This window comes from Amaricoccus sp., from assembly GCF_047602525.1.
GTDB lineage: Bacteria > Pseudomonadota > Alphaproteobacteria > Rhodobacterales > Rhodobacteraceae > Amaricoccus.
On record NZ_JASGHB010000001.1, the window covers coordinates 3,023,011 to 3,043,019 of the forward strand.

The 20,009-nt window shown below is 70.0% G+C and carries 18 protein-coding genes; 3 read left to right on the forward strand and 15 right to left on the reverse strand.

Going from position 1 to position 20,009, the window contains the following annotated elements; all coding sequences use genetic code 11:
• Positions 1-159: 159 nt before the first annotated feature.
• The 8 genes from QM699_RS15455 to QM699_RS15490 all read right to left on the reverse strand — a co-directional run bounded on the left by QM699_RS15455 (position 160) and on the right by QM699_RS15490 (position 7,524).
• Positions 160-861 (reverse strand): phytochelatin synthase family protein, encoded by a 702-nt coding sequence (locus QM699_RS15455; RefSeq protein ID WP_415011960.1) that lies wholly within the window; start codon positions 859-861, stop codon positions 160-162.
• Between the two features lie 19 nt (positions 862-880).
• Complete coding sequence (gene urtE, locus QM699_RS15460; protein WP_415011961.1) at positions 881-1,576, reverse strand: urea ABC transporter ATP-binding subunit UrtE; 696 nt, start codon at positions 1,574-1,576, stop codon at positions 881-883.
• 1 nt (position 1,577) lies between these two features.
• On the reverse strand, positions 1,578-2,339 hold the full coding sequence (gene urtD, locus QM699_RS15465) for an urea ABC transporter ATP-binding protein UrtD (protein ID WP_415011962.1): 762 nt from the start codon (positions 2,337-2,339) through the stop codon (positions 1,578-1,580).
• Positions 2,340-2,344: 5 nt separating this feature from the next.
• Positions 2,345-3,457, reverse strand: a complete 1,113-nt coding sequence (urtC, locus tag QM699_RS15470; RefSeq protein ID WP_415011963.1) for an urea ABC transporter permease subunit UrtC — start codon at positions 3,455-3,457, stop codon at positions 2,345-2,347.
• Position 3,458: 1 nt separating this feature from the next.
• Positions 3,459-5,054: an urea ABC transporter permease subunit UrtB gene (gene urtB / locus QM699_RS15475; RefSeq protein WP_415011964.1), complete on the reverse strand. Its 1,596-nt coding sequence runs from the start codon at positions 5,052-5,054 to the stop codon at positions 3,459-3,461.
• A 57-nt stretch (positions 5,055-5,111) separates the two neighbouring features.
• Positions 5,112-6,404 carry an urea ABC transporter substrate-binding protein gene (gene urtA / locus QM699_RS15480; protein WP_415011965.1) on the reverse strand — a complete coding sequence of 431 codons (1,293 nt, stop codon included), beginning with the start codon at positions 6,402-6,404 and terminating at the stop codon, positions 5,112-5,114.
• A gap of 335 nt (positions 6,405-6,739) precedes the next feature.
• A complete protein-coding gene (locus QM699_RS15485) occupies positions 6,740-6,928 on the reverse strand; it encodes a hypothetical protein (RefSeq protein ID WP_415012769.1) in 189 nt (62 codons plus the stop codon).
• Positions 6,847-7,524 carry a PQQ-dependent sugar dehydrogenase gene (locus QM699_RS15490; RefSeq protein ID WP_415011966.1) on the reverse strand — a complete coding sequence of 226 codons (678 nt, stop codon included), beginning with the start codon at positions 7,522-7,524 and terminating at the stop codon, positions 6,847-6,849. Before QM699_RS15490 ends, QM699_RS15485 begins: the two co-directional genes overlap by 82 nt.
• Positions 7,525-7,871: 347 nt before the next feature.
• Between QM699_RS15490 and dnaN the strand changes: the two genes are divergently transcribed.
• Both dnaN and recF read left to right on the forward strand, forming a co-directional pair.
• Positions 7,872-8,990, forward strand: coding sequence for a DNA polymerase III subunit beta (dnaN, locus tag QM699_RS15495; RefSeq protein WP_415011967.1), 1,119 nt, complete (start codon positions 7,872-7,874; stop codon positions 8,988-8,990).
• A 1-nt stretch (position 8,991) separates the two neighbouring features.
• Complete coding sequence (gene recF, locus QM699_RS15500) at positions 8,992-10,050, forward strand: DNA replication/repair protein RecF (RefSeq protein ID WP_415012770.1); 1,059 nt, start codon at positions 8,992-8,994, stop codon at positions 10,048-10,050.
• Positions 10,051-10,142: 92 nt separating this feature from the next.
• Here the strand turns inward: recF and QM699_RS15505 are convergent, their stop codons facing one another.
• From QM699_RS15505 to QM699_RS15520, 4 genes are all read right to left on the reverse strand, one after another.
• Complete coding sequence (locus QM699_RS15505; protein ID WP_415011968.1) at positions 10,143-10,601, reverse strand: universal stress protein; 459 nt, start codon at positions 10,599-10,601, stop codon at positions 10,143-10,145.
• 411 nt (positions 10,602-11,012) lie between these two features.
• The gene (locus QM699_RS15510) at positions 11,013-11,297 is read right to left on the reverse strand and encodes a DUF1330 domain-containing protein (protein ID WP_415011969.1); all 285 of its coding nucleotides are present in this window, start codon (positions 11,295-11,297) and stop codon (positions 11,013-11,015) included.
• A gap of 17 nt (positions 11,298-11,314) precedes the next feature.
• The gene (gene alaS, locus QM699_RS15515) at positions 11,315-13,975 is read right to left on the reverse strand and encodes an alanine--tRNA ligase (protein ID WP_415011970.1); all 2,661 of its coding nucleotides are present in this window, start codon (positions 13,973-13,975) and stop codon (positions 11,315-11,317) included.
• A 138-nt stretch (positions 13,976-14,113) separates the two neighbouring features.
• Positions 14,114-15,124, reverse strand: coding sequence for a magnesium and cobalt transport protein CorA (locus QM699_RS15520; protein WP_415011971.1), 1,011 nt, complete (start codon positions 15,122-15,124; stop codon positions 14,114-14,116).
• Positions 15,125-15,306: 182 nt separating this feature from the next.
• On the opposite strand from QM699_RS15520, the gene QM699_RS15525 reads away from it, so the two are divergent.
• Positions 15,307-15,858 carry a hypothetical protein gene (locus tag QM699_RS15525; RefSeq protein WP_415011972.1) on the forward strand — a complete coding sequence of 184 codons (552 nt, stop codon included), beginning with the start codon at positions 15,307-15,309 and terminating at the stop codon, positions 15,856-15,858.
• Positions 15,859-16,103: 245 nt separating this feature from the next.
• On the opposite strand, the gene ftsZ is transcribed toward QM699_RS15525, so the two are convergent.
• From ftsZ to QM699_RS15540, 3 genes are all read right to left on the reverse strand, one after another.
• Positions 16,104-17,657, reverse strand: a complete 1,554-nt coding sequence (gene ftsZ, locus QM699_RS15530) for a cell division protein FtsZ (protein ID WP_415011973.1) — start codon at positions 17,655-17,657, stop codon at positions 16,104-16,106.
• 179 nt (positions 17,658-17,836) lie between these two features.
• The gene (gene ftsA, locus QM699_RS15535) at positions 17,837-19,171 is read right to left on the reverse strand and encodes a cell division protein FtsA (RefSeq protein ID WP_415011974.1); all 1,335 of its coding nucleotides are present in this window, start codon (positions 19,169-19,171) and stop codon (positions 17,837-17,839) included.
• Entirely contained in the window at positions 19,168-19,959 is a 792-nt protein-coding gene (locus QM699_RS15540; protein WP_415011975.1) for a cell division protein FtsQ/DivIB, read from the reverse strand. Before QM699_RS15540 ends, ftsA begins: the two co-directional genes overlap by 4 nt.
• Positions 19,960-20,009: the final 50 nt, after the last annotated feature.

The following is a 20,009-nucleotide window of genomic DNA, read 5'->3' on the forward strand; positions in this document are numbered from 1 at the left end:
ATATCGGCGCGCACGGCGTCTCCGGCCCCGAGGCCCGCGACCGCCCCGGGCGGCACCTGCATGATTTCCTGCGGCTTCATTGCACCGCAGCATACCATGGAATTCCGGCCTGCAAACCGAAACGTACGGGCCGGCTTGTCCGCGTGCCGCCGCGGCTCCTCAGGCGCGCCCGACGATCGCAAAGCCGCGGGTGTGCGCGCCAGCCCGCGTGTTCATTGCCGCAAACAGGTCCTCCGCCCGGGCCCAGACCGGCGGATAGCGCACCAGCGACGTGTCCAGCACCAGAAAGCGGTCGCTCGCCGCGTCGTAGGCCACCAGCGGCGAGGTGTGGCCCCGCCCCTCCTGCCCGAGGGCCGGGCGCAGGTAGTTGACCGCAAGATGGCGCTGCGGATCGGCCAGAACCTCGCACGCGATCGCGCGAAACTCCTCGAGGCTGCCATGTTCGGCAAACCGCACCTCCGGCCGGCCGCCGTGCGCCGTCACGAAGTCGGCCAGCACCGCGAGCCCCATCCCCTCACGCGCCACCGCGTCCTGCGTGCGCACCGCATCGGTCCCGGGCGTGAAAATGTTGCGCTGGGTGAACTTCGGCCAGCCGGCGCCCTCCGGCGGCGCCAGGTCGAGCGCGTTCAGGCAGATGGCGATCGTCGCCGGGCCGCAGAACTTCGGGCTTTCCTGCGGCACGTAGTGCGCCGACAGCCGCAGGTAGTCGCCGAGCAGGCTGCCCACCAGAAGCGCCACCCCCTCGCGCGAGGGCAGCGCGATCAGATGATCGGGAAGCGGCAGCGGGCCTTCGCTGGGGGCAGGCCCAGGCGAGAGGAAGTCGTTGACCCGTCGGAGGAGCAGGTTGGCGCTGCGCTGCATGGGTCCCTTCGCCTTGAATTCAAACGGTCATCCAGCGTCGGACCTCGGCCTCGTCCAGCTCGGACGGGCGGCCGGCAAGCACGATTCGCCCCCGGTCCATTACCGCGACCCGAGTGGCCAACTCTATGGCAAAATCGAAAAATTGCTCAACCAGAACGATCGCCATGTGCCCCTGATCGCGCAGGTATGCGATGGCCCGGCCGATGTCCTTGATGATCGACGGCTGGATGCCCTCGGTCGGCTCGTCCATCAGCAGCAGCTTCGGCCGCGTCACCATCGCCCGGCCGATGGCGAGCTGCTGCTGCTGGCCGCCGGAGAGGTCGCCGCCACGGCGGTTCATCATCTCGGCGAGCACGGGGAACAGGTCGAAGACCTCCTCCGGGATCCGCCGTTCCTTGCGCGGCAGCAGCGCGAAGCCGGTCTCGAGGTTCTCCCGCACGGTCAGCAGCGGGAAGATCTCGCGCCCCTGCGGCACCGTGGCGACCCCGAGCCTGGCCCGCGCATCGGGCCGGAGCCGCGAGAGGTCCCGCCCCTCCCAGAGGATCCTGCCCGAGCGGATGCCCTGCCGGCCGGAGATCGAGCGCATCAGCGAGGTCTTGCCCACCCCGTTGCGCCCGAGGATGCAGGTCACCTGGCCGGGCTCGGCCGTGACCGATACGTCGCGCAGCGCCTGCGCGGCGCCATAGTAGAGGTCGATGTTCTCGACGGTGAGCATGTCAGCGCCCCAGGTAGACTTCGATGACTTCCGGGTTCGCCGACACATGGTCGAGCGAGCCCTCCGCCAGCACCGCGCCCCGGTGCAGCACCGTGACCTTGCAGTCGAGCGCACGGACGAAATCCATGTCGTGCTCGATGACGAGGATCGAGTGCTTGCCGGCGAGCGACTTCAGGAGTTCCGCCGTGCGCATGGTCTCGGCGTCGGTCATCCCCGCTGCCGGCTCGTCGACGAGCAGGAGCTGCGGGTCCTGCGCCAGCAGCATTCCGATCTCGAGCCACTGCTTCTGCCCGTGGCTGAGCCCCCCCGCGAGCCGGGTGCGCGCGTCGCCGAGGCGCACCAGCTCCAGAAGTTCGGTGATCCGCTTCGCCTCCTGGCCGGACAGCTTGTGGAACAGCGTCGCCGCCACCCCGCGCTGGCCGGCAAGCGCCAGCATCAGGTTCGCCTCGACGGTCAGCGTCTCGAACACCGTCGGCTTCTGGAACTTGCGCCCGATGCCGAGCCGCGCGGTGTCGGCCTCGTCCATCCGCGTCAGGTCGGTGTCCACGTCCCAGACCACCCGCCCCTGGTCGGGCCGGGTCTTGCCGGTGATGATGTCGAGCATCGTGGTCTTGCCGGCACCGTTCGGCCCCACCACCGCGCGCAGCTCGCCCTTGGCGATCACGAGGCTGAGGCCGTTGATCGCCTTGTAGCCGTCGAACGCGCGATGCACGTCCTGCAGGTAGAGCTGCGTCGAGGTCTGGGCTTCGATCGTGTTCTGCATCGCCCTCACTCCGCCGGCTCGGGCTGCGCCGCGGGGGTGCGGCGGCCCGGCTTCAGGTCTTCGATCAGCCCGACCACGCCCTTGGGCAGGAAGATCGTCACCAGGATGAACAGCGCACCGAGCGCGAAGAGCCACGCCTCCGGCAGCGCCGCGGTCAGCCAGCTTTTCGTCGCCGCGACGATGAGCGCGCCCAGCGCCGCGCCGACCAGCGTGCCCCGGCCGCCGAGCGCCACCCAGATGACGATCTCGATGGAGTTCGCCGGGCTGAATTCACTCGGGTTGATGATGCCGACCTGCGGCACGTAGAGCGCGCCGGCGATGCCCGCCATCACCGCCGAGACGGTGAAGACGAAGAGCTTGTAGTGCTCGACGCGGTAGCCGAGGAAGCGCGTCCGGCTCTCGGCGTCGCGCACCGCCACCATCACCTTGCCGGTCTTCGACGTGACGATGAAGCGCCCGAGCAGGATGCCGCCGGCCAGCGCGAGGCCCGACAGGATGAACAGCACCGCCCGCGTGGTGTCCGCGGACAGGCTGAACCCCAGCACGTCCTTGAAGTCGGTCAGGCCGTTGTTGCCGCCGAACCCCATCTCGTTGCGATAGAACGCGAGCAGCAGCGCATAGGTCAGCGCCTGGGTGATGATCGAGAGGTAGACGCCGGTGACGCGGCTGCGGAAGGCGAACCAGCCGAAGACGAAGGCGAGCAGGCCCGGGACGAGCAGCACCATCAGGCAGGCGAACCAGAACATGTCGAAGCCGTGCCAGAACCACGGCAGCTCCTTGTAGTTCAGGAACACCATGAAGTCGGGCAGCACCGGGTTGGCATAGGCTCCCCGATCGCCGATCTCGCGCATCAGGTGCATGCCCATGGCGTAGCCGCCGAGCGCGAAGAACGCGCCGTGCCCGAGCGACAGGATGCCGACGTAGCCCCAGCAGAGATCCAGCGCGACCGCGAGCAGCGCGTAGGTGAGGTACTTGCCGAGCAGCGCCACCATGTAGCTCGGCACGTGGCCGGCGCCGCCGGGGCTGACGAGCAGGTTGCCCGCCGGCACCAGCACCACCGCGAGGAACAGCAGGCCGAGGAAGATGCCGGTCCGGCGGTCGATGAGCCCTTCCTTCATCTCAGGCCTCCACTGCACGGCCGCGCTGCGGGAACAGGCCCCGCGGACGCTTCTGGATGAACAGGATGATGAAGACGAGGATCAGGATCTTGCCGAGCACCGCGCCGGCGAACGGCTCGAGGAACTTGTTCGCGATCCCGAGCGAGAACGCCGCGGCGAACGTGCCCCAGAGGTTTCCGGCGCCGCCGAACACCACCACGAGGAAGCTGTCGATGATGTAGCCCTGCCCGAGGTTCGGCGACACGTTGTCGATCTGGCTGAGCGCCACCCCCGCGAGCCCCGCGATGCCGGCGCCGAGCCCGAAGGTCAGCGCGTCGACCCGCGCGGTGCGGATGCCCATCTCCGACGCCATCGGCCGGTTCTGCGTCACCGCCCGCATCTGCAGCCCGAAGAGCGAGCGCTTGAGCAGGAGCTGCAGGCCGGCGAACACCAGCAGCGCGAAGATGATGATGTAGAAGCGGTTCCACGTCACCAGCATCTCGCCGAGCTGGAACGACCCGGACATCCACCCCGGGTTGCCGACCTCGCGGTTCGACGGCCCGAAGAACGTCCGCACCAGCTGTTGCAGGATCAGGCTGACGCCCCAGGTCGCCAGCAGCGTCTCGAGCGGCCGGCCGTAGAGAAAGCGCACGATCCCCCGCTCGATCGCCACGCCGATGCCGCCCGCGACCAGGAACGCCAGCGGCGCCGCGATGGCGAGCGACCAGTCGAACAGCTGTGGCGCGTGGGTGCGGATCAACTCCTGCGTCACGAAGGTGGTGTAGGCGCCGATCATGATGAGCTCGCCATGCGCCATGTTGATGACGCCCATCACCCCGAAGGTGATCGCGAGCCCCACCGCCGCGAGCAGCAGCACCGAGCCGAGCGACAGGCCGAACCAGAGGTTCTGCGCCAGCGCCCACATCTCCTGCGAGCGCTCGATCTCCGCCACCGCCGATTTCGCCGCCTCGGCGACGGCCGGATCCTTGTCGGTCTGCATCTGCGTCAGCAGCTTCAGCGCGTCGGACCCGCCGTGGGTGCCGACGACGCCCACCGCCGCGACCCTCGCCTCGCTCGCCGCGTCCGAGCCCAGCGTCGCCGCAGCCTGCGCGTCGGCCAGCGCCGCCTTCACCCGCGCGTCGGTCTCCTTGGCAAGCGCCGCGCCCAGCGCCTCGAGCTGTTCCGGGTCCGGGTTGCGGAACGCCTCGCCGGCCGCCGCCAGCCGCTGCGCCGGGTCGGGGTTCATCAGCGTCAGCGTCGCGAGCGCCGAGCGGATCGTCCGGCGCAGGCTGTTGTTCACCTTGACCGCATCGGTCGAGCGGCTCGCCACCGGACCGATCTCGGTGCCGGTCAGCGGATCGTAGGCGGTGGCGCTCGCGCCTCGCCCGACCACCCGCACCAGCGCGCCGTCGGCCTTCTGCGCCGCCAGTTCACCGTCGCCGAGTGCCGAGAGCACCGCCGCGGCCCGCGGATCGCCGGTCGCGGCGATTTCGGCGACCACCTCCGCCCGGTCGGTGAAGCTGCCGTCCGGCAGCTTCGCGATCAGCTCCTCGAGGCTCGCCGCCGCCGAGGGCAGCGCGAGCAGGATCCAGAGCAGTGCGGTGACGATCAGGCGCATGGAGATCCCCCGGGAGAGGCGCGGGCCGACAGCCGGCCCGTGCGAGCCGTCAGGCCGTCAGTTGGCCGCGGTCCCGCCGCACTTGCCGGTGGCGACGTTGAAGTTGCCGCAGTTCATCGGCGCGCGCCAAACCGAGATCAGGTCCTTCGACTCCGGCAGGAAGTCCGACCATTCGTCGCCCGGCACGAGGCCCGAGGTCTGCCAGACCACGTCGAACTGGCCGTCGTCGCGCACCTCGCCGATGTAGACCGGCTTGGTGATGTGGTGGTTCACGCCCATCGAGCTGATGCCGCCGGTGAGGTTCAGCACGGCGACGCCGTTCATCGCCTCGATCACCGCGTCGGTGTCGGTGGTGCCGGCCGCCTCGACCGCCTTCACCCACATGTTGAAGCCGATGTAGTGGGCTTCCATCGGGTCGTTGGTGGTGCGGTCATCCTTCTTGGTGAACTCGTGCCACTTCTGGATGAACGCCTCGTTCTCCGGCGTGTCGATCGACTGGAAGTAGTTCCACGCCGCCAGGTGCCCGACGAGCGGCTTGGTATCGAGACCCGCCAGCTCTTCCTCGCCGACCGAGAACGCGACGACGGGAATGTCCTCCGCCGAGACGCCCTGGTTGCCGAGTTCCTTGTAGAACGGCACGTTGGCGTCGCCGTTGATCGTCGAGACCACCGCCGTCTTCTTGCCCTGCGAGCCGAAGTCCTTGATCTGGCTCACGATCGACTGCCAGTCGGATTGCCCGAACGGCGTGTAGTTGATCATGATGTCCTCCTGCGCCACCCCATGCTGCTTGAGGTAGGCCTCGAGGATCTGGTTCGTCGTGCGCGGATAAACGTAGTCGGTGCCCGCGAGCACCCAGCGCTCCACGCCTTCCTCGTTCATCAGGTAGTCGACCGCCGGGATCGCCTGCTGGTTGGGCGCGGCGCCGGTGTAGAAGACATTGCGCTCGCTCTCCTGCCCCTCGTACTGCACGGGATAGAACAGGATCGAATTCAGCTCCTTGAAGACCGGCAGCACCGACTTGCGGCTGACCGAGGTCCAGCAGCCGAACACCACGGCGACGTGCTGGTTCGCGATCAGGTCGCGCGCCTTCTCGGCGAACAGCGGCCAGTCGGAGGCCGGATCGACGACCACGGGCTCGAGCTTCTTGCCGAGCACGCCGCCCTTCTTGTTCTGCTCGTCGATGAGCATGAGCATGACGTCCTTCAGCGTCGTCTCGGAGATCGCCATGGTCCCGGAGAGCGAGTGGAGGATGCCGACCTTGATCGTGTCTTCCTCGGCCCGCGCCACTCCGCCCGAGAGCGATGCAGCGAGCACACCGGCGGCAGCCAAGTATTTGATCTTGCTTATCATCTCACCCTGTCCCTGTCAGATTGGGCTGCGCACCCCGCGCCGGCCCGGCCGGATGGCCGGGGTGACGCGCGACCGCGACCGTGCGCGGCGTGCGCCGAGCCGGCCGCAAGCGGAGAAAAGCTCGCGCCAGCCTTCGCGATGCGTCAAGCAGCCAATCGCCCTAAATTTGCCCTCAGGAACGCCGTTGTTTATAAATTAGTCATATTGATGGTGACAAGTTTATCTCCGCCGCAGCGCGCGGCTGCGCGCACGGCCGGCAAGCCTGCCCGCCGTCGCTTGGATCCGCATGGTCCGCTGTCGGGCGCGAGGCGGCCCGTCAGCCGACCGCCGGTGGCTCAAATCAGGATGTCGTCGGCCAGCGCGGCGACGGTCATGCCGGCCACGGTCAGCGTGTCCGCGCCGAAACCGCCGGAGAGGACGTCGGCACCGGCACCGCCATAGATCAGGTCGTTCCCCTGCTCGCCGCGCAGCGCATCGGCGCCGGACCCGCCCCAGAGCGTGTCGCTTCCGACCCCGCCGCGCAGGTTGTCGCCCCCCCCGCGCCACCATAGAGCCGGTCGTTGCCGTCGCCGCCGTCGAGCGAATTCGTCACGTCGACGGCCGTACCGTCCACCAGACGGAAGCTCCAGAGCTGTCCGCTCACGTCGTCGGCGTAGAGATAGCGCCCCTGCATCCCGCCGCTCGCGCCACGGTAGACAAAGCCGCCGATCACCGCGAAGCCGCCGCTCGCATCGTGGGCGCAGGTCACGACCGGATCGGTCAACGCCGGGCTGTCCGGCGCCGGATTGCCCGGCACGCTCGAATCGTAGACGAGATCGCCCTCTTTCACCTTCCAGCCGAAGTTGGCGCCGCCCGCGCTGCCCGCCAGCAGCACGTCGATCTCCTCGCGGGCGTCCTGCCCGACGTCGCCGATATAGAAGTCGCCCGTTGCACGATCGAAGCTCGCCCGCCATGGATTGCGCAGGCCGAGCGACCAGATTTCATCCGCCCCGTTGCCACCGACCACCACGTCGCTGCCGCCGCCGGCGAAGATCGTGTCGCTGGCGCCCAGCCCGGCGATCCGCTCCGCCGTCGCGCCACCGACCAGCCGATCGACGCCGTTCGTGCCGGTGATGTTCATTGCCGAGCCTCCTCTGCCACGCGGGCCCGGCGCATCGGGCTCCGGGATCTCCGACGACCGCGCCGGAAACGCCGGTTGGCTCGCTGCCGGGCCCACGCCTCCGGGCCGGCGCTCACGCACTGCCCATTCCCCGGCAGGAGCCACGGCAACGGCGTCCCGGCAACCCTCCCGAGCGGCGCAATCGCCCCACAGGAAAATCAATCCTGGCGAATCTGTTTGGAATCATTGGCTTACCCGCAGCCTCACGCGTGTAGTCCTCCGCGACTCAACCCCTTGCCCTTTCGCGGAGAATGGGTAACGTCACGGTCCCCTCTCGGGCTCCGGTCCTCTTCCAACGGCGGTCGAACATGAAAGTCAGCATGGAGCGCAGCGCCCTTCTCCGGGCCATGAGCCGGGCGCAGTCCGTGGTCGAGCGTCGGAACACCATCCCGATCCTCTCCAACGTCCTGATCGAGGCCGAGGGCGACGCCGTGAGCTTCCGCGCCACCGACCTCGACATCGAGGTGATCGACCGCGCCCCCGCCGTGGTCAGCCGGGCGGGCGCCACCACGGTCCCGGCCCACACCCTGCACGAGATCGCCCGCAAGCTGCCCGACGGCGCCATGGTGGAGCTTTCCGACGACGGCCCGAGCCAGCGTCTCGACGTCCGCGCCGGCCGGTCGCACTTCAGCCTGCAGACCCTGCCCCGCGATGACTTTCCCATGATGGCGAGTGCGGAGTACCAGGTCGGCTTCGCCTGCCCGGCGCCGACCCTGCGCCGCCTGTTCGACAAGGCGAAGTTCGCGATTTCCACCGAGGAAACCCGCTACTATCTCAATGGCGTCTACATGCACGCGGCGACCGGCCCCGACGGCCCGGTGCTGCGCTGCGTCGCCACCGACGGCCACCGACTCGCGCGGATCGACGCGGCCCTGCCCGAGGGGGCCGACGGCCTGCCCGGCGTCATCGTGCCGCGCAAGACCGTGGGCGAGCTGCGCAAGCTGCTCGACGACGACGAGATGAAGATCGCCGTCTCGGTCAGCGAGACCAAGGTCCGCTTCGCCACGCCGGACGTCACCCTGACCTCGAAGGTGATCGACGGCACGTTCCCGGACTATGCCCGCGTCATCCCGACCGGCAACACCCGCCGGCTCGAGGTCGACGCCGCCGAGTTCGCCCAGGCCGTCGACCGGGTGGCCACCGTCTCCTCCGAGCGGTCGCGTGCGGTGAAGATGGCGCTGGAGGACGACCGGCTGGTGCTGTCGGTCAACGCGCCGGACTCGGGCGCGGCCGACGAGGAACTGGCGGTCGCCTATGGCGACGAGCGGCTGGAGATCGGCTTCAACGCCAAGTACCTGCTCGAGATCGCCGGGCAGGTCGACCGCGAGAACGCGGTCTTCCTGTTCAACTCCGCCGGCGACCCCACCCTGATGCGGGAGGGCAACGACGAGACGGCCGTCTACGTCGTGATGCCCATGCGGGTCTGAGCTGGCGCTCACCCGCCTCCGTCTTTCGCATTTCCGCTCGCATGTGGCGGCCGCCCTCGACCTCGACGGGCGGCCGGTGGCGGTCTTCGGCCCGAACGGTGCCGGCAAGACCAACCTGATCGAGGCCATCTCGCTGCTCTCCCCCGGCCGCGGCCTGCGCGGCGCCGCGCCCGACGACCTCGCGCGCCGGCCCGAAGCGATCGGCTGGAAGGTCACGGCCGCCGTCGCGGCGCCCGATGGGCCGCACGAGATCGCGACGTGGTCCGAGGGCGCCGGCCGACGGGTCGAGATCGACGGCAAGGCCGCGAGCCAGACCGCACTCGGCGGCGCGCTGCGGGTGCTGTGGCTTACCCCGGCGATGGACCGGCTCTGGACCGAGGGCGCCGCGGAACGGCGGCGCTTCCTCGACCGGACGACGCTGAGCCTGATCCCCGAGCATGGCGAGGTGGCGCTCTCCTACGACCGGGCGCTGCGCGAGCGGAACCGGCTGATCCGCGACGGGGTGCGCGATCCCGGCTGGTTTGCCGCGCTGGAGGACACCATGGCGACCGCCGGCGCGCGGCTGGCCGCCCACCGGGCGGCGGCGCTCGCCCGACTGGCCGCGGTCGCGGCCGACCCGGCGTTTCCCCGGGCGGAGCTTGCCATCGAGGGCGAGGGGCCGCGCGAGGCGGCGGGCCTGCGCGAGGCGCTGCGCGAGGGGCGGGGGCGCGACCTCGCGGCCGGGCGGACGCTGGTCGGGCCGCACCGCGACGACCTCGGGGCGGTCTACGCGGCGAAGGGCGTGGCGGCGCGGCTGTGCTCGACGGGGGAGCAGAAGGCGCTGCTGGTCAGCCTGGTGCTCGCCAACGCCCGGGCGGTGGCGGAAGGGTTCGGGCGAGCGCCGGTGCTCCTGCTCGACGAAATCACCGCGCATCTCGACGAGGGACGGCGCGCGAGCCTGTTCCGGGCGGTCGAGGCGCTGGGGGCGCAGGCGTTCATGACCGGGACCGGCCCGGAACTGTTCGAGGGAATCGACGCGCAGCGGGTGGCTGTCGGCGAGGCCGGCCTCGGCCCGGGTTAGAGCAGACCGGACGGAATCGTCCGGCGGTCAGGATATTGCGCCAATCCAAGACTCTGGAGCGGATGGCCCGGCTCTGCCGGACGGGCTCCGCGCTAGGAGGCGGCGAGGATGTCTTCCTTGCTCATCGAGCCCGGGACGACGGTGATCGGCACGCGCAGGTCATTGAGGCGGCGGCCGGTCAGGGCAGTGACGAGGGGGCCGGGGCCGGACTTGTCGGCGGCGGCCCCGAGCACGATGACGCCGACCTCGGGGTCGGATGTCACGTAGTCGATGATCTGCTCGACCTGATCGCCCTCGCGGATCGCCAGCGTCGGGGTGATCCCCTCGCGCTTTTCCATGCGGTCCTTGAAGATCTGGAAGTGGGCCTCGACCTTCTCGTGGGCCTCGGCCCGCATCACGTCGGCGACGCCCATGAAGTGCTGGAACTCCTCGGAGGAGATGACGGCCAGCATGACGATGCCGCCGCCAGTCTTCGCGGCCCGGCTGGCGGCGAAGCGCATGGCGTTCAGCATCTCGGGGGTGTCGTCGAGGATGATCAGAGATTTGCGCATCGCGCGCCCCCGAGCGGTGCGAAACCGGGGGATTTCGCGCGTGAAACAGGTGTCAGGACGTCGGGAATCGAGGGGGCAAGGTTGGGGAAATCTGGAACGCAAAAATCGCCCCAAAGCGTGCCGCGTGTCGCAGCGGTGACGCCAGCTGGATTTGTCCGTCGGCAAATCCAGCCGCGCCCGCCCCTCCCGGGGGCGGGCGCGAGCGCCCGCCAGGGGCGCGCACGACTGGATTGGCGCCCTGCCGGAGAAATCTGCACCCCTGACGGCCTCCGCGCGTCCCGCGCTCCCCGCCGTTGGCGCGGCGAACGCAGTGCGTTCGCTTGTCGCGCCGATGTCTCGCCCGCGCGAACGCGTGCGTCGGTCGTCTGGTGCCTGCGGGTCAAAACGCGCACTTCCGGAGCCGTGTGGGCGTCACACCCCCTCGACCAGCACCAGATCCCGGATCGAGGCGTTGCGGGCATAGGACAGCGCCTCCTGATAGGCGGGCGAGTTGTAGCACGCTTCCGCCGTCGCGATGTCGGGGAACTCCACCAGCACGTTGCGGGCGCGGTCGCGGCCCTCGAGCTGCTTGTGCTTGCCGCCGCGCACCAGGAACTTGCCGCCGAAGCTCTCGATCGCCGGACCGGCGAGCTTGGCGTACTTGCCGTAGCTCTCCGCGTCCGTGACCTCGATGTTGGTGATCCAGTAAGCCGCCATCGTCTCTCTCCCCTTGCTCAGGCTTCCAGCAGCGCGCGCGCCGCGGCGATCGCCTGCGGCGCCTTTGACGCATCGGCGCCGCCGGCCTGCGCCATGTCCGGCCGGCCACCGCCACCCTTGCCGCCCAGCGCCTCGGCCGCGACCCGCACCAGATCGACCGCCGAGACGCGGGCCGTCAGGTCGTCGGTCACGCCCGCGGCCACCGCGGCCTTGCCGTCGGTGTCGGCGACAAGGACCACCACGCCGGAGCCGAGCCGGGTCTTGTGCGCGTCGATCAGCCCGCGCAGGTCCTTGCCGGAGACGCCGGTCAGCACCTGCCCGAGGAACGGCATGCCGCCCACGGTCTCCGGCCCCGCCGCCGCCTCGCCGCCCCCGCCACCGAGCGCGATCTTGCGCTTCAGGTCGGCAATCTCCTGCGCCTGCGCCTTGCGCTCGTCCATCAGCGCGCGGATCCGCTCGGCGATCTCCTCCGGCCGGGCGCGCAGCAGCGCCGATGCCTCGGCGAGCGCCGCCTCGTTCGCCGCGACGTGGGCGAGTGCGCCCTTGCCGGTCAGCGCCTCGATGCGGCGCACGCCGCTGGCCGACGCGCTCTCGGAGAGCAGCTTGAAGGCGCCGATGTCGCCGGTGCGGCCGACGTGGGTGCCACCGCACAGCTCGAGCGAATAGGTGTCCTTCTCCGCGCCGATGCCGCTGCCCGGGCGGCGGCCCATGGAGACCACACGCACCTCGTCGCCGTACTTCTCGCCGAAGAGCGCGCGGGCGCCGAGGCCCTGCGCGTCGTCCGGCGTCATCACCCGCGTCTCGACGGGCGTGTTCTGCCGCACGTAGTCGTTCACCTCGGCCTCGACGCGGGCCACCTCCTCCGGGCTCATCGCCTTCGGATGGGCGAAGTCAAAGCGCAGGCGGTCAGGCGCAACGAGGCTGCCGCGCTGCGCCACATGGTCGCCGAGCGCCAGCCGCAGCGCCTCGTGCAACAGGTGCGTCGCCGAATGGTTCGCCCGGATCGCGGCGCGCCGCGCATGGTCGACGGTCAGCTCCGCCGCCACGCCGCGGGCGATCTCGCCCTCCTCAACGCGGCCGACATGGACGAAGACGCCCGCCTTCTTGCGCACGTCGGTGATCGCGACCCGGCCCCGGTCAGTCCTGAGCGTGCCGGTGTCGCCGACCTGCCCGCCCTGCTCGGCGTAGAACGGCGTCTGGTTCAGCACGAGCTGCACCTCGGTGCCGATCTCGGCCTTGTCGACGCTGGCACCGCCGACGACCACCGCCAGAACCTGGCCCTCGGCCGTCTCGGTGTCGTAGCCGAGGAACTCGGTCGAGCCGAACTTTTCGGCCATGTCGAACCAGATCGACTCGTCCGCGGCCTCGCCCGACCCCGCCCAGGCCGCGCGGGCCTTGGCCTTCTGCTCGGCCATCGCCGCCTCGAAGCCCGCCACATCGGCGGCGCGGCCCTGCTCGCGCAGCGCGTCCTGCGTCAGGTCGAGCGGGAAGCCGTAGGTGTCGTAGAGCTTGAACGCCGCGGCACCGGGCAGCGCCGCCCCCTCGGGCAGGCCCACCAGCTCCTCGTCCAGCAGGCGCAGGCCGCGGTCGAGCGTGACCTTGAAGCGGGTTTCCTCGGACTTCAGCGTCTCCTCGATCAGGCTCTGCGCCCGCCCGAGTTCGGAGAACGCCGCGCCCATCTGCGTGACGAGCGCCGGCACGAGGCGGTACATCACCGGATCCTTTGCCCCGAGCAGGTGCGCATGGCGCATCGCCCGCCGCATGATCCGGCGCAGCACGTACCCGCGGCCCTCGTTCGAGGGCAGCACGCCGTCGGCGATCAGGAACGAGGTCGAGCGCAGGTGGTCGGCGATCACCCGGTGGTGGATCCTGCCCGGCCCGTCCGGCGCGCCGTCGGTGGCGTGGGCGCTGGCTTCGATCAGCGCCCGCATCAGGTCGGTGTCGTAGTTGTCGTGCTTGCCCTGCAGCACCGCGCCGACGCGCTCGAGCCCCATGCCGGTGTCGATCGACGGCCGCGGCAGGTTGACCCGGGTGCCGTCGGCGAGCTGCTCGTACTGCATGAAGACGAGGTTCCAGATCTCGATGAACCTGTCGCCGTCCTCGTCCGCGCTGCCCGGAGGGCCGCCCGCGACCTTGGGGCCGTGGTCGTAGAAGATTTCCGAGCACGGGCCGCAGGGGCCGGTCGGACCCATCATCCAGAAATTGTCCATGGTGGCGATGCGGATGATCCGCTCGTCGGGCAGGCCCGCCACCTTCTTCCACAAATCCGCCGCCTGCTCGTCGTCGTGGTAGACCGTGACGAGGAGCTTTTCCTTCGGCAGGCCGAAGTCCCGGGTCAGCAGCTCCCAGGCGAAGGGGATGGCGTTCTCCTTGAAGTAGTCGCCAAAGGAGAAGTTGCCGAGCATCTCGAAGAACGTGTGGTGGCGCGCGGTATACCCGACGTTGTCGAGATCGTTGTGCTTGCCGCCGGCGCGCACGCATTTCTGGCTGGTGGTGGCGCGCACGTAGTCGCGATGCTCCAGCCCGGTGAAGACGTTCTTGAACTGCACCATGCCCGCGTTGGTGAACATGAGCGTCGGGTCGTTTCTCGGCACCAGGGGCGACGAGGGCACGACGCGGTGGTCGTGCTTCGCAAAGGAGTCGAGGAAGGTCGCGCGGATGTCGTTCAGGCTCGGCATGGTGTCTCGCGGCGCTGGTGCCGGCCGTCATCGCGGCCAGAGACGTGAGTTAGCCGGGAGACGGCCCGGAGTCCACCGGCTCGGCATACGCCAGCCCTGCTTGCGGGGTTCGGCGGGCTGGATTCGGCAGGCTGGGGCTCATAGCCAGCCGTTCTTCTTGAAGCGCCAGTAGAGCACCGAGCAGATCGTCGCCATCACCAGCAGCACGCCGGGATACCCGAAGCGCCAGCCGAGCTCGGGCATGTCGGCGAAGTTCATGCCGTAGATTCCGGCGAGTGCGGTCGGCACGGCGAGGATGGCGGCCCAGGCCGCGAGCTTTTTCGAGATCGCCGTCTCGTGGCCCTGGCCGATCAGCAGGCTCGCCTCGAAGGCGAAGGCCAGCACCTCGCGCAGGCTGTCGATGCGCTCCTGCACGCGGCGGATGTGGTCGGTGACGTCGCGGAACATCGGGTGCATCTGCGCGCGCACCTGCGGCAGCTCGTTGGTGGTGAGCCGCACGCACACCTCGACGAGCGGACCGGCGGCATTGCGCAGGCGCAGCAGGTCGCGGCGCAGCATGTAGAGCCGTTCGATCTCGGCACGGGTGAGCGGGGTCTCGAGCACGCGGTCCTCGATCGCCTCCACCTCCTCCTCGATCGCCTCGAGCACGGGCATGTAGTTGTCGACGATGAAGTCGAGGATGGCATAGAGGATGAAGTCCTCGCCCTTGGCGAGGCTGGTCGGGCAGGACTCCCAGTGCTTGCGCACTGCCGTGTAGGACGTGGATGCGCCGTGGCGCACGGTGACGATGTAGCCCTTGCCGACAAAGATGTGGGTCTCGCCGAAGCTGATGCGCCCGTCGATCAGCTGCGCCGTGCGGGCGACGATGAAAAGCGCCTCGCCGTAGATTTCGAGCTTCGGCCGCTGGTGGGCGTGCTGGGCGTCCTCGATGGCGAGCGCGTGGAGGTTGAACTCGTGCTGCACCTTGCGGAGCAGCTCCCAGCTCGGCTCGAGCAGACCGATCCAGACGACGTAGCCGTCGTGGCCGGCCCAGGCTGCCGCGCCCTCGACCGGGATGTCGCCGACGCGCCGGCCGCCGAGATAGACGCCCGAGGCGACCACGCCCGGCTCGGGCTCGACGTGACCCGGAAAGCAGCGGGGCTGTTCCATCTTCGACGCCTCCGACCCTCGTTTCCCTCGGCAGGCAGAGGGTAGCGCAGCGCGGCCGGCCCGCAAAGCCCGAACGCCGTCCTCGACCGCGGTCGCCGCCGCGTGATCGGCGGCGGGTCGAGCCTTGCGCGCCGAGGCAGGTCGCGGGAAGCTTGCGCCGGCTTCGGAGCGTGAGGTGCAAGATGACGAGGGGATGGCTGGCCGCCATGGGGAGGATCCCCGGTGTGGCGGCCCTTGGGGCTGGGGCCCTCGGGGTCTGGATCGGGGCCGCCGGCGCGGTGGCCGCGGCCGGATGCGACACGCCGCTCGACGCGGCGCTGAAGCTGAACGACACGCCCTATCACATGAAGATGACGGTGACGGACGCGTCGGGCGGCGGCGCCGAGGTCTCGGAGCTGATCGCGACCAGCGATGCCACCTACGTGCGCATCGGCGGGACATGGCATCCCGGGCCGAAGGAGGACCTTTCGCTCGGCGACGCGGACGACATGGCGGAGGCCGAGCAGAACATGACCTGCCGGCTGGCCCGCTCGGAAACCGTGGCGGGCGTGGCGACGGATGTCTGGCAGATCGACGACCGCAGCGACCCGGACGAGCCGAAGCAGCAGACAGTGTGGATCGCACAGGATGACGGGCGCATCCTGCGGATGGAGATCGTCCTGACCGGGGACGACGACGTCGGCGCGCGCACGACGGCGGAAATCGACTACAAGAACATTCAGGCGCCGCAGTAGCGCGGCGCGTCTCGCCCGGCCACGGACCGGGCCGCGACTGCCGGCGTTGCGAGGGGGCCTTCCGCCCCCTCCTGGCCTTCGGCCAGTTCACCCCCGGGAGTATTTGTCGCCAAGAAAAAGCCGGAAGGCGGGGCGTCTTTCGCGGGGCGCCACGTGCCGGCGCCGGAAATGAAGAACGGCGTCCGGTGGGGGACCGGACGCCGCGCGGAGACGGTTACAGGGGGTGGGAAGGGGTGCGCCCCCGCTCAGTTGGCCTGCCGGCGAAGGAAGGCCGGGATGTCGACGCGTTCGCGTTCGGTATCCTCGAAGTCAGTGGCCGGGACCGTCTGGTGCTCGGCCGCGGCGGGACGGGCGTGGTCGCGGGTCGCCTGTCCGGTCATCTTGTGGATGAGGCTGTTGATGGTGAGCCGGGCGGGGCGCTCGGCCTCGCGCGGCTGGGCGATCTGGCGGACCATCGGCTGGGCCTTCGGCATGTTCTGCACGGCGGCCTGCAGCCGGCGCAGCGCCTCGGGCGACGGGTCGCCCGGCTGGCGGGCGTTGCCGCCCTCGAACTTCGGCGCGCCGAACGGGGCGGTGCGCTCCAGCGACGCGGGCTGCGGAACCTCGGTCTCCTCGGCGTAGGTGGCGAGCTGCGCCCGCTCCTCGTCGGCGACCTGCGCGTCGGCGAAGCTCGCCGCCGGGGCGAGCGAGGGCGCGACCGGGGCCGGGGCCGGCCGGGCAGCGGCGACCGCGGCGGCGATCGGGTTGGCCGCGCGCGCCGCGATCGTCTGCGCCACCGGCTCGGCCGTGCGGGCGGGTTCGGCGGTGCGGGTGGGCTGCGCCGCGGCCTTGGCGGCCGCGTCGATGCCCGTCGCGACGACGGAGACGCGCATCATCCCCGCCATCTCGGGGTCGAGCGTGGAGCCGACCATGATGTTCGCCTCCGGGTCGACCTCGGCGCGGATGCGGTTGGCCGCCTCGTCGAGCTCGAAGAGCGTGAGGTCGGGCCCGGCGGTGATGTTGATGAGAACGCCCTTGGCGCCCTTGAGGCTGATCTCGTCGAGGAGCGGGTTGGCGATCGCCTTCTCCGCCGCCTGCACGGCGCGATCCTCGCCGGTCGCCTCGCCGGTGCCCATCATCGCCTTGCCCATCTCGTTCATCACGGAGCGGACGTCGGCGAAGTCGAGGTTGATGATGCCGGGGCGGACCATCAGGTCGGTCACGCCCTTGACGCCCTGATAGAGCACATCGTCGGCCAGCGCGAACGCCTCGGTGAAGGTGGTCTTCTCGTTCGCGAGCCGGAAGAGGTTCTGGTTCGGGATGATGATGAGCGTGTCGACGTGGCTCTGCAGCTCCTCGACACCCGACTCCGCCTGCTTCATGCGGCGCGAGCCCTCGAAGTGGAACGGCTTCGTCACGACGCCGACGGTGAGGATGCCCATCTCGCGGGCGGCCTTGGCGATGATCGGCGCCGCACCCGTGCCGGTGCCGCCGCCCATGCCGGCGGTGATGAAGCACATGTGGCAGCCGGAGAGGCGCTCTACGATGTCCTCGATCAACTCTTCCGCCGCGGCCGCGCCGACCTCGGGACGGGCGCCGGCGCCGAGGCCCTCGGTCACGCGGGCGCCGAGCTGGAGCTTGTTGACGGCCGAATTCTGCTGGAGGGCCTGGGCATCGGTGTTCGCGACGACGAACTCGCAGCCCTCGAGCTGCTTCTCGATCATGTTGTTGACCGCGTTGCCGCCAGCGCCACCGACGCCGATCACGGTGATGCGGGGGCTCAGGTCCTGGGTAACCGGGATGCTCAAATTCAGTGCCATCGTTCAGGTCCGCCTGTTTTGACCGCCGTTTGTGTCTTCCGCGCCGCTACGCGGAATTCTTTTATTGATTCGGGATCGTAGACCAATTGACACCACTGGTCACGCAGAATCGGGGTAAGCCACGCAAAATGTTGAGGTTTTCAACCATATGACGAGGATTTCCCGGGATTCACCACTAGTTACCAGTTTTCCTTGAACCACCGCAGGGCGCGTGTGACGCGCCGCGCGCCCTGTCTATCGGCGGGTGTTTCGAAATCCCAGCACTCATCCTGGGGATGAGAAACGTGCAGGGACAGGCCGACGGCCGTGGAGAACGCGGTGCCGGTCGCCGACTGCGGCAGGCCCTGCACCCGGATCGGCTTGCCAATTCGGCACTGCCGGCCGAGGATTCGGCTCGCGACCGATTCGAGCCCCGGGATCTGCGCCGAGCCGCCGGTCAGCACGATGCGCTGGCTCGGCAGATACTCGAAGCCCGAGGCGTCGAGCCGGGCGCGGACCTCCTCGAGGATCTCCTCGACCCGCGGCCGCATCACCCCGATCAGCTCGGAGCGCGAGATCTGTCGCCGGTCGTGATCGGAGTCGCCGAGGGTCGAGGGCAGCTCGATCATGTCGCGGTCGTCGAGCCCGGTGGCGATCAGCCCGCCGTGCATGGTCTTCAGCCGCTCCGCGTCGGGCAGCGACACCTGCAGCCCATGACAGATGTCGGAGGTGATGTGCGCGCCCCCCATCCGCACGCTGTCGGCGTAGATCATCTGCCGCCGCAGGAAGACGGAGAGGCCGGTGACGCCCGCGCCGATGTCGATGCAGGCCGCGCCCAGCTCCTGCTCGTCCTCGGTCAGGCTGGCCAGCGCGCTGGCGTAGGACGACACCACGATGCCGCCAAGCTCGAGGTCGCAGCGCCGGATGCAGTGCAGGACGTTGCGCAGAGGGACGGAGGCGATCGTGACGAGGTGCATGTCGACCGCCAGCATCCGCCCGACCTGGCCGCGCGGATCGGTCAGGCCCGAGCGCTCGTCGAGGCAGAAGTTCACCGGCAGCGCGTGCAGCGCGTCGCGGTCGTGGCCGTAGTCGGGGATGTCGCAGGCGGCGAGCACGTGTCCCACGTCGCGCTCGGCCACCGCGCCGTGCTCGACCTCCACCTCGCCGGTGCAACCGTAGGAGCGCGGACGGCCGCCGGAGAACGAGACGATAACGTGATCGACCCGCAGGCCGGCCATCTTCTGCGCGCCCTGGATCGCGGTACGTACCGCGCGCTCGCATTCCTCCATCGCGGAGATCTCGCCGAAGGCGACGCCGCGCGAGCGGGTGTTGGCCGCGCCGATGACCCGGAAGGCGCCCTGACGCAGCACCGGGCGGGTGTCGCCCGCCTCGCCGATCTCCTCGGGGACGAACTGCAGGACCAGGCACGCCACCTTGGACGTGCCGATGTCGAGAACCGCGATGACACCGCGGCGCAGCGCCGTCTCGCGGCGAGCCCGCATCGCCCGCTGCACTTCATAGAGCTGCCGCCTCATGCATCCTCTCCCGTCTTGCCCGTCTTCAGCCGTTTCAGTTCCGTGACCGCGCGCTCGGTCAGCCGCAGGACCGGCCGGGCGGGATCACGCATGTCGATCACCGACACGTCGCGCTTCAGCACTTCCGCAGACGCCTCGAGCGCCATCACCTGGCCGAGCGCCGCCGTCGGGTTGTCCTCCGGCAGCTTCACCACCTGATCGCGGTCGAGCACGAGATCCCAGCGCCGGTCCCCGACCCGGACGAGGCCGCGCACGCGGGCGCCCACCGGGTCGGCGAGCTTCAGCAGCGCCAGCGCCTCGGGGACGTGCGCCGCGGCGCCGTCGCCCGCGATCAGCGGCAGGTCGGGCCGGCGCATCCGGCTGTCGACCTCGGCCACGCGCACGCCACCGGAGTCGAGCAGCTCGATGCCGCCGGGAGCGCGCCAGACCACGACCGGCACCCGCTCGACCGCCTGGATCTCGAGGATCCCGGAGGGCAGGGCCCGGACGCGGGCGCGCTGCACCGCGTCGAGCGCCTCGATCCGCTCGCGCACCGCGTTGACGTCGAGCTCGAGGCTCGACGCCGGCAGGCGGACGAAGGCGGCGACGCGGATCTGTTCGGCGAGATCGCGGCTGACACCCGGGACGCTGATCGCGGTGATGGTGAACTGCGGCCGGTCGACGATCTTCTCGTGCAGCTCCTCGGCCAGGGCGACGACGCGGGCGCGGGCATCGAACTGCGCCACGATCGTCCAGCTCGCCAGCAGGCCCGCAAGCAGCGGCACGCCGAAGTTGACCGCGCGCCGCACGCCCGGGCGCAGCCAGAATCCGCGTTAGGCGGTAGCGCAGCCGCGAGGGC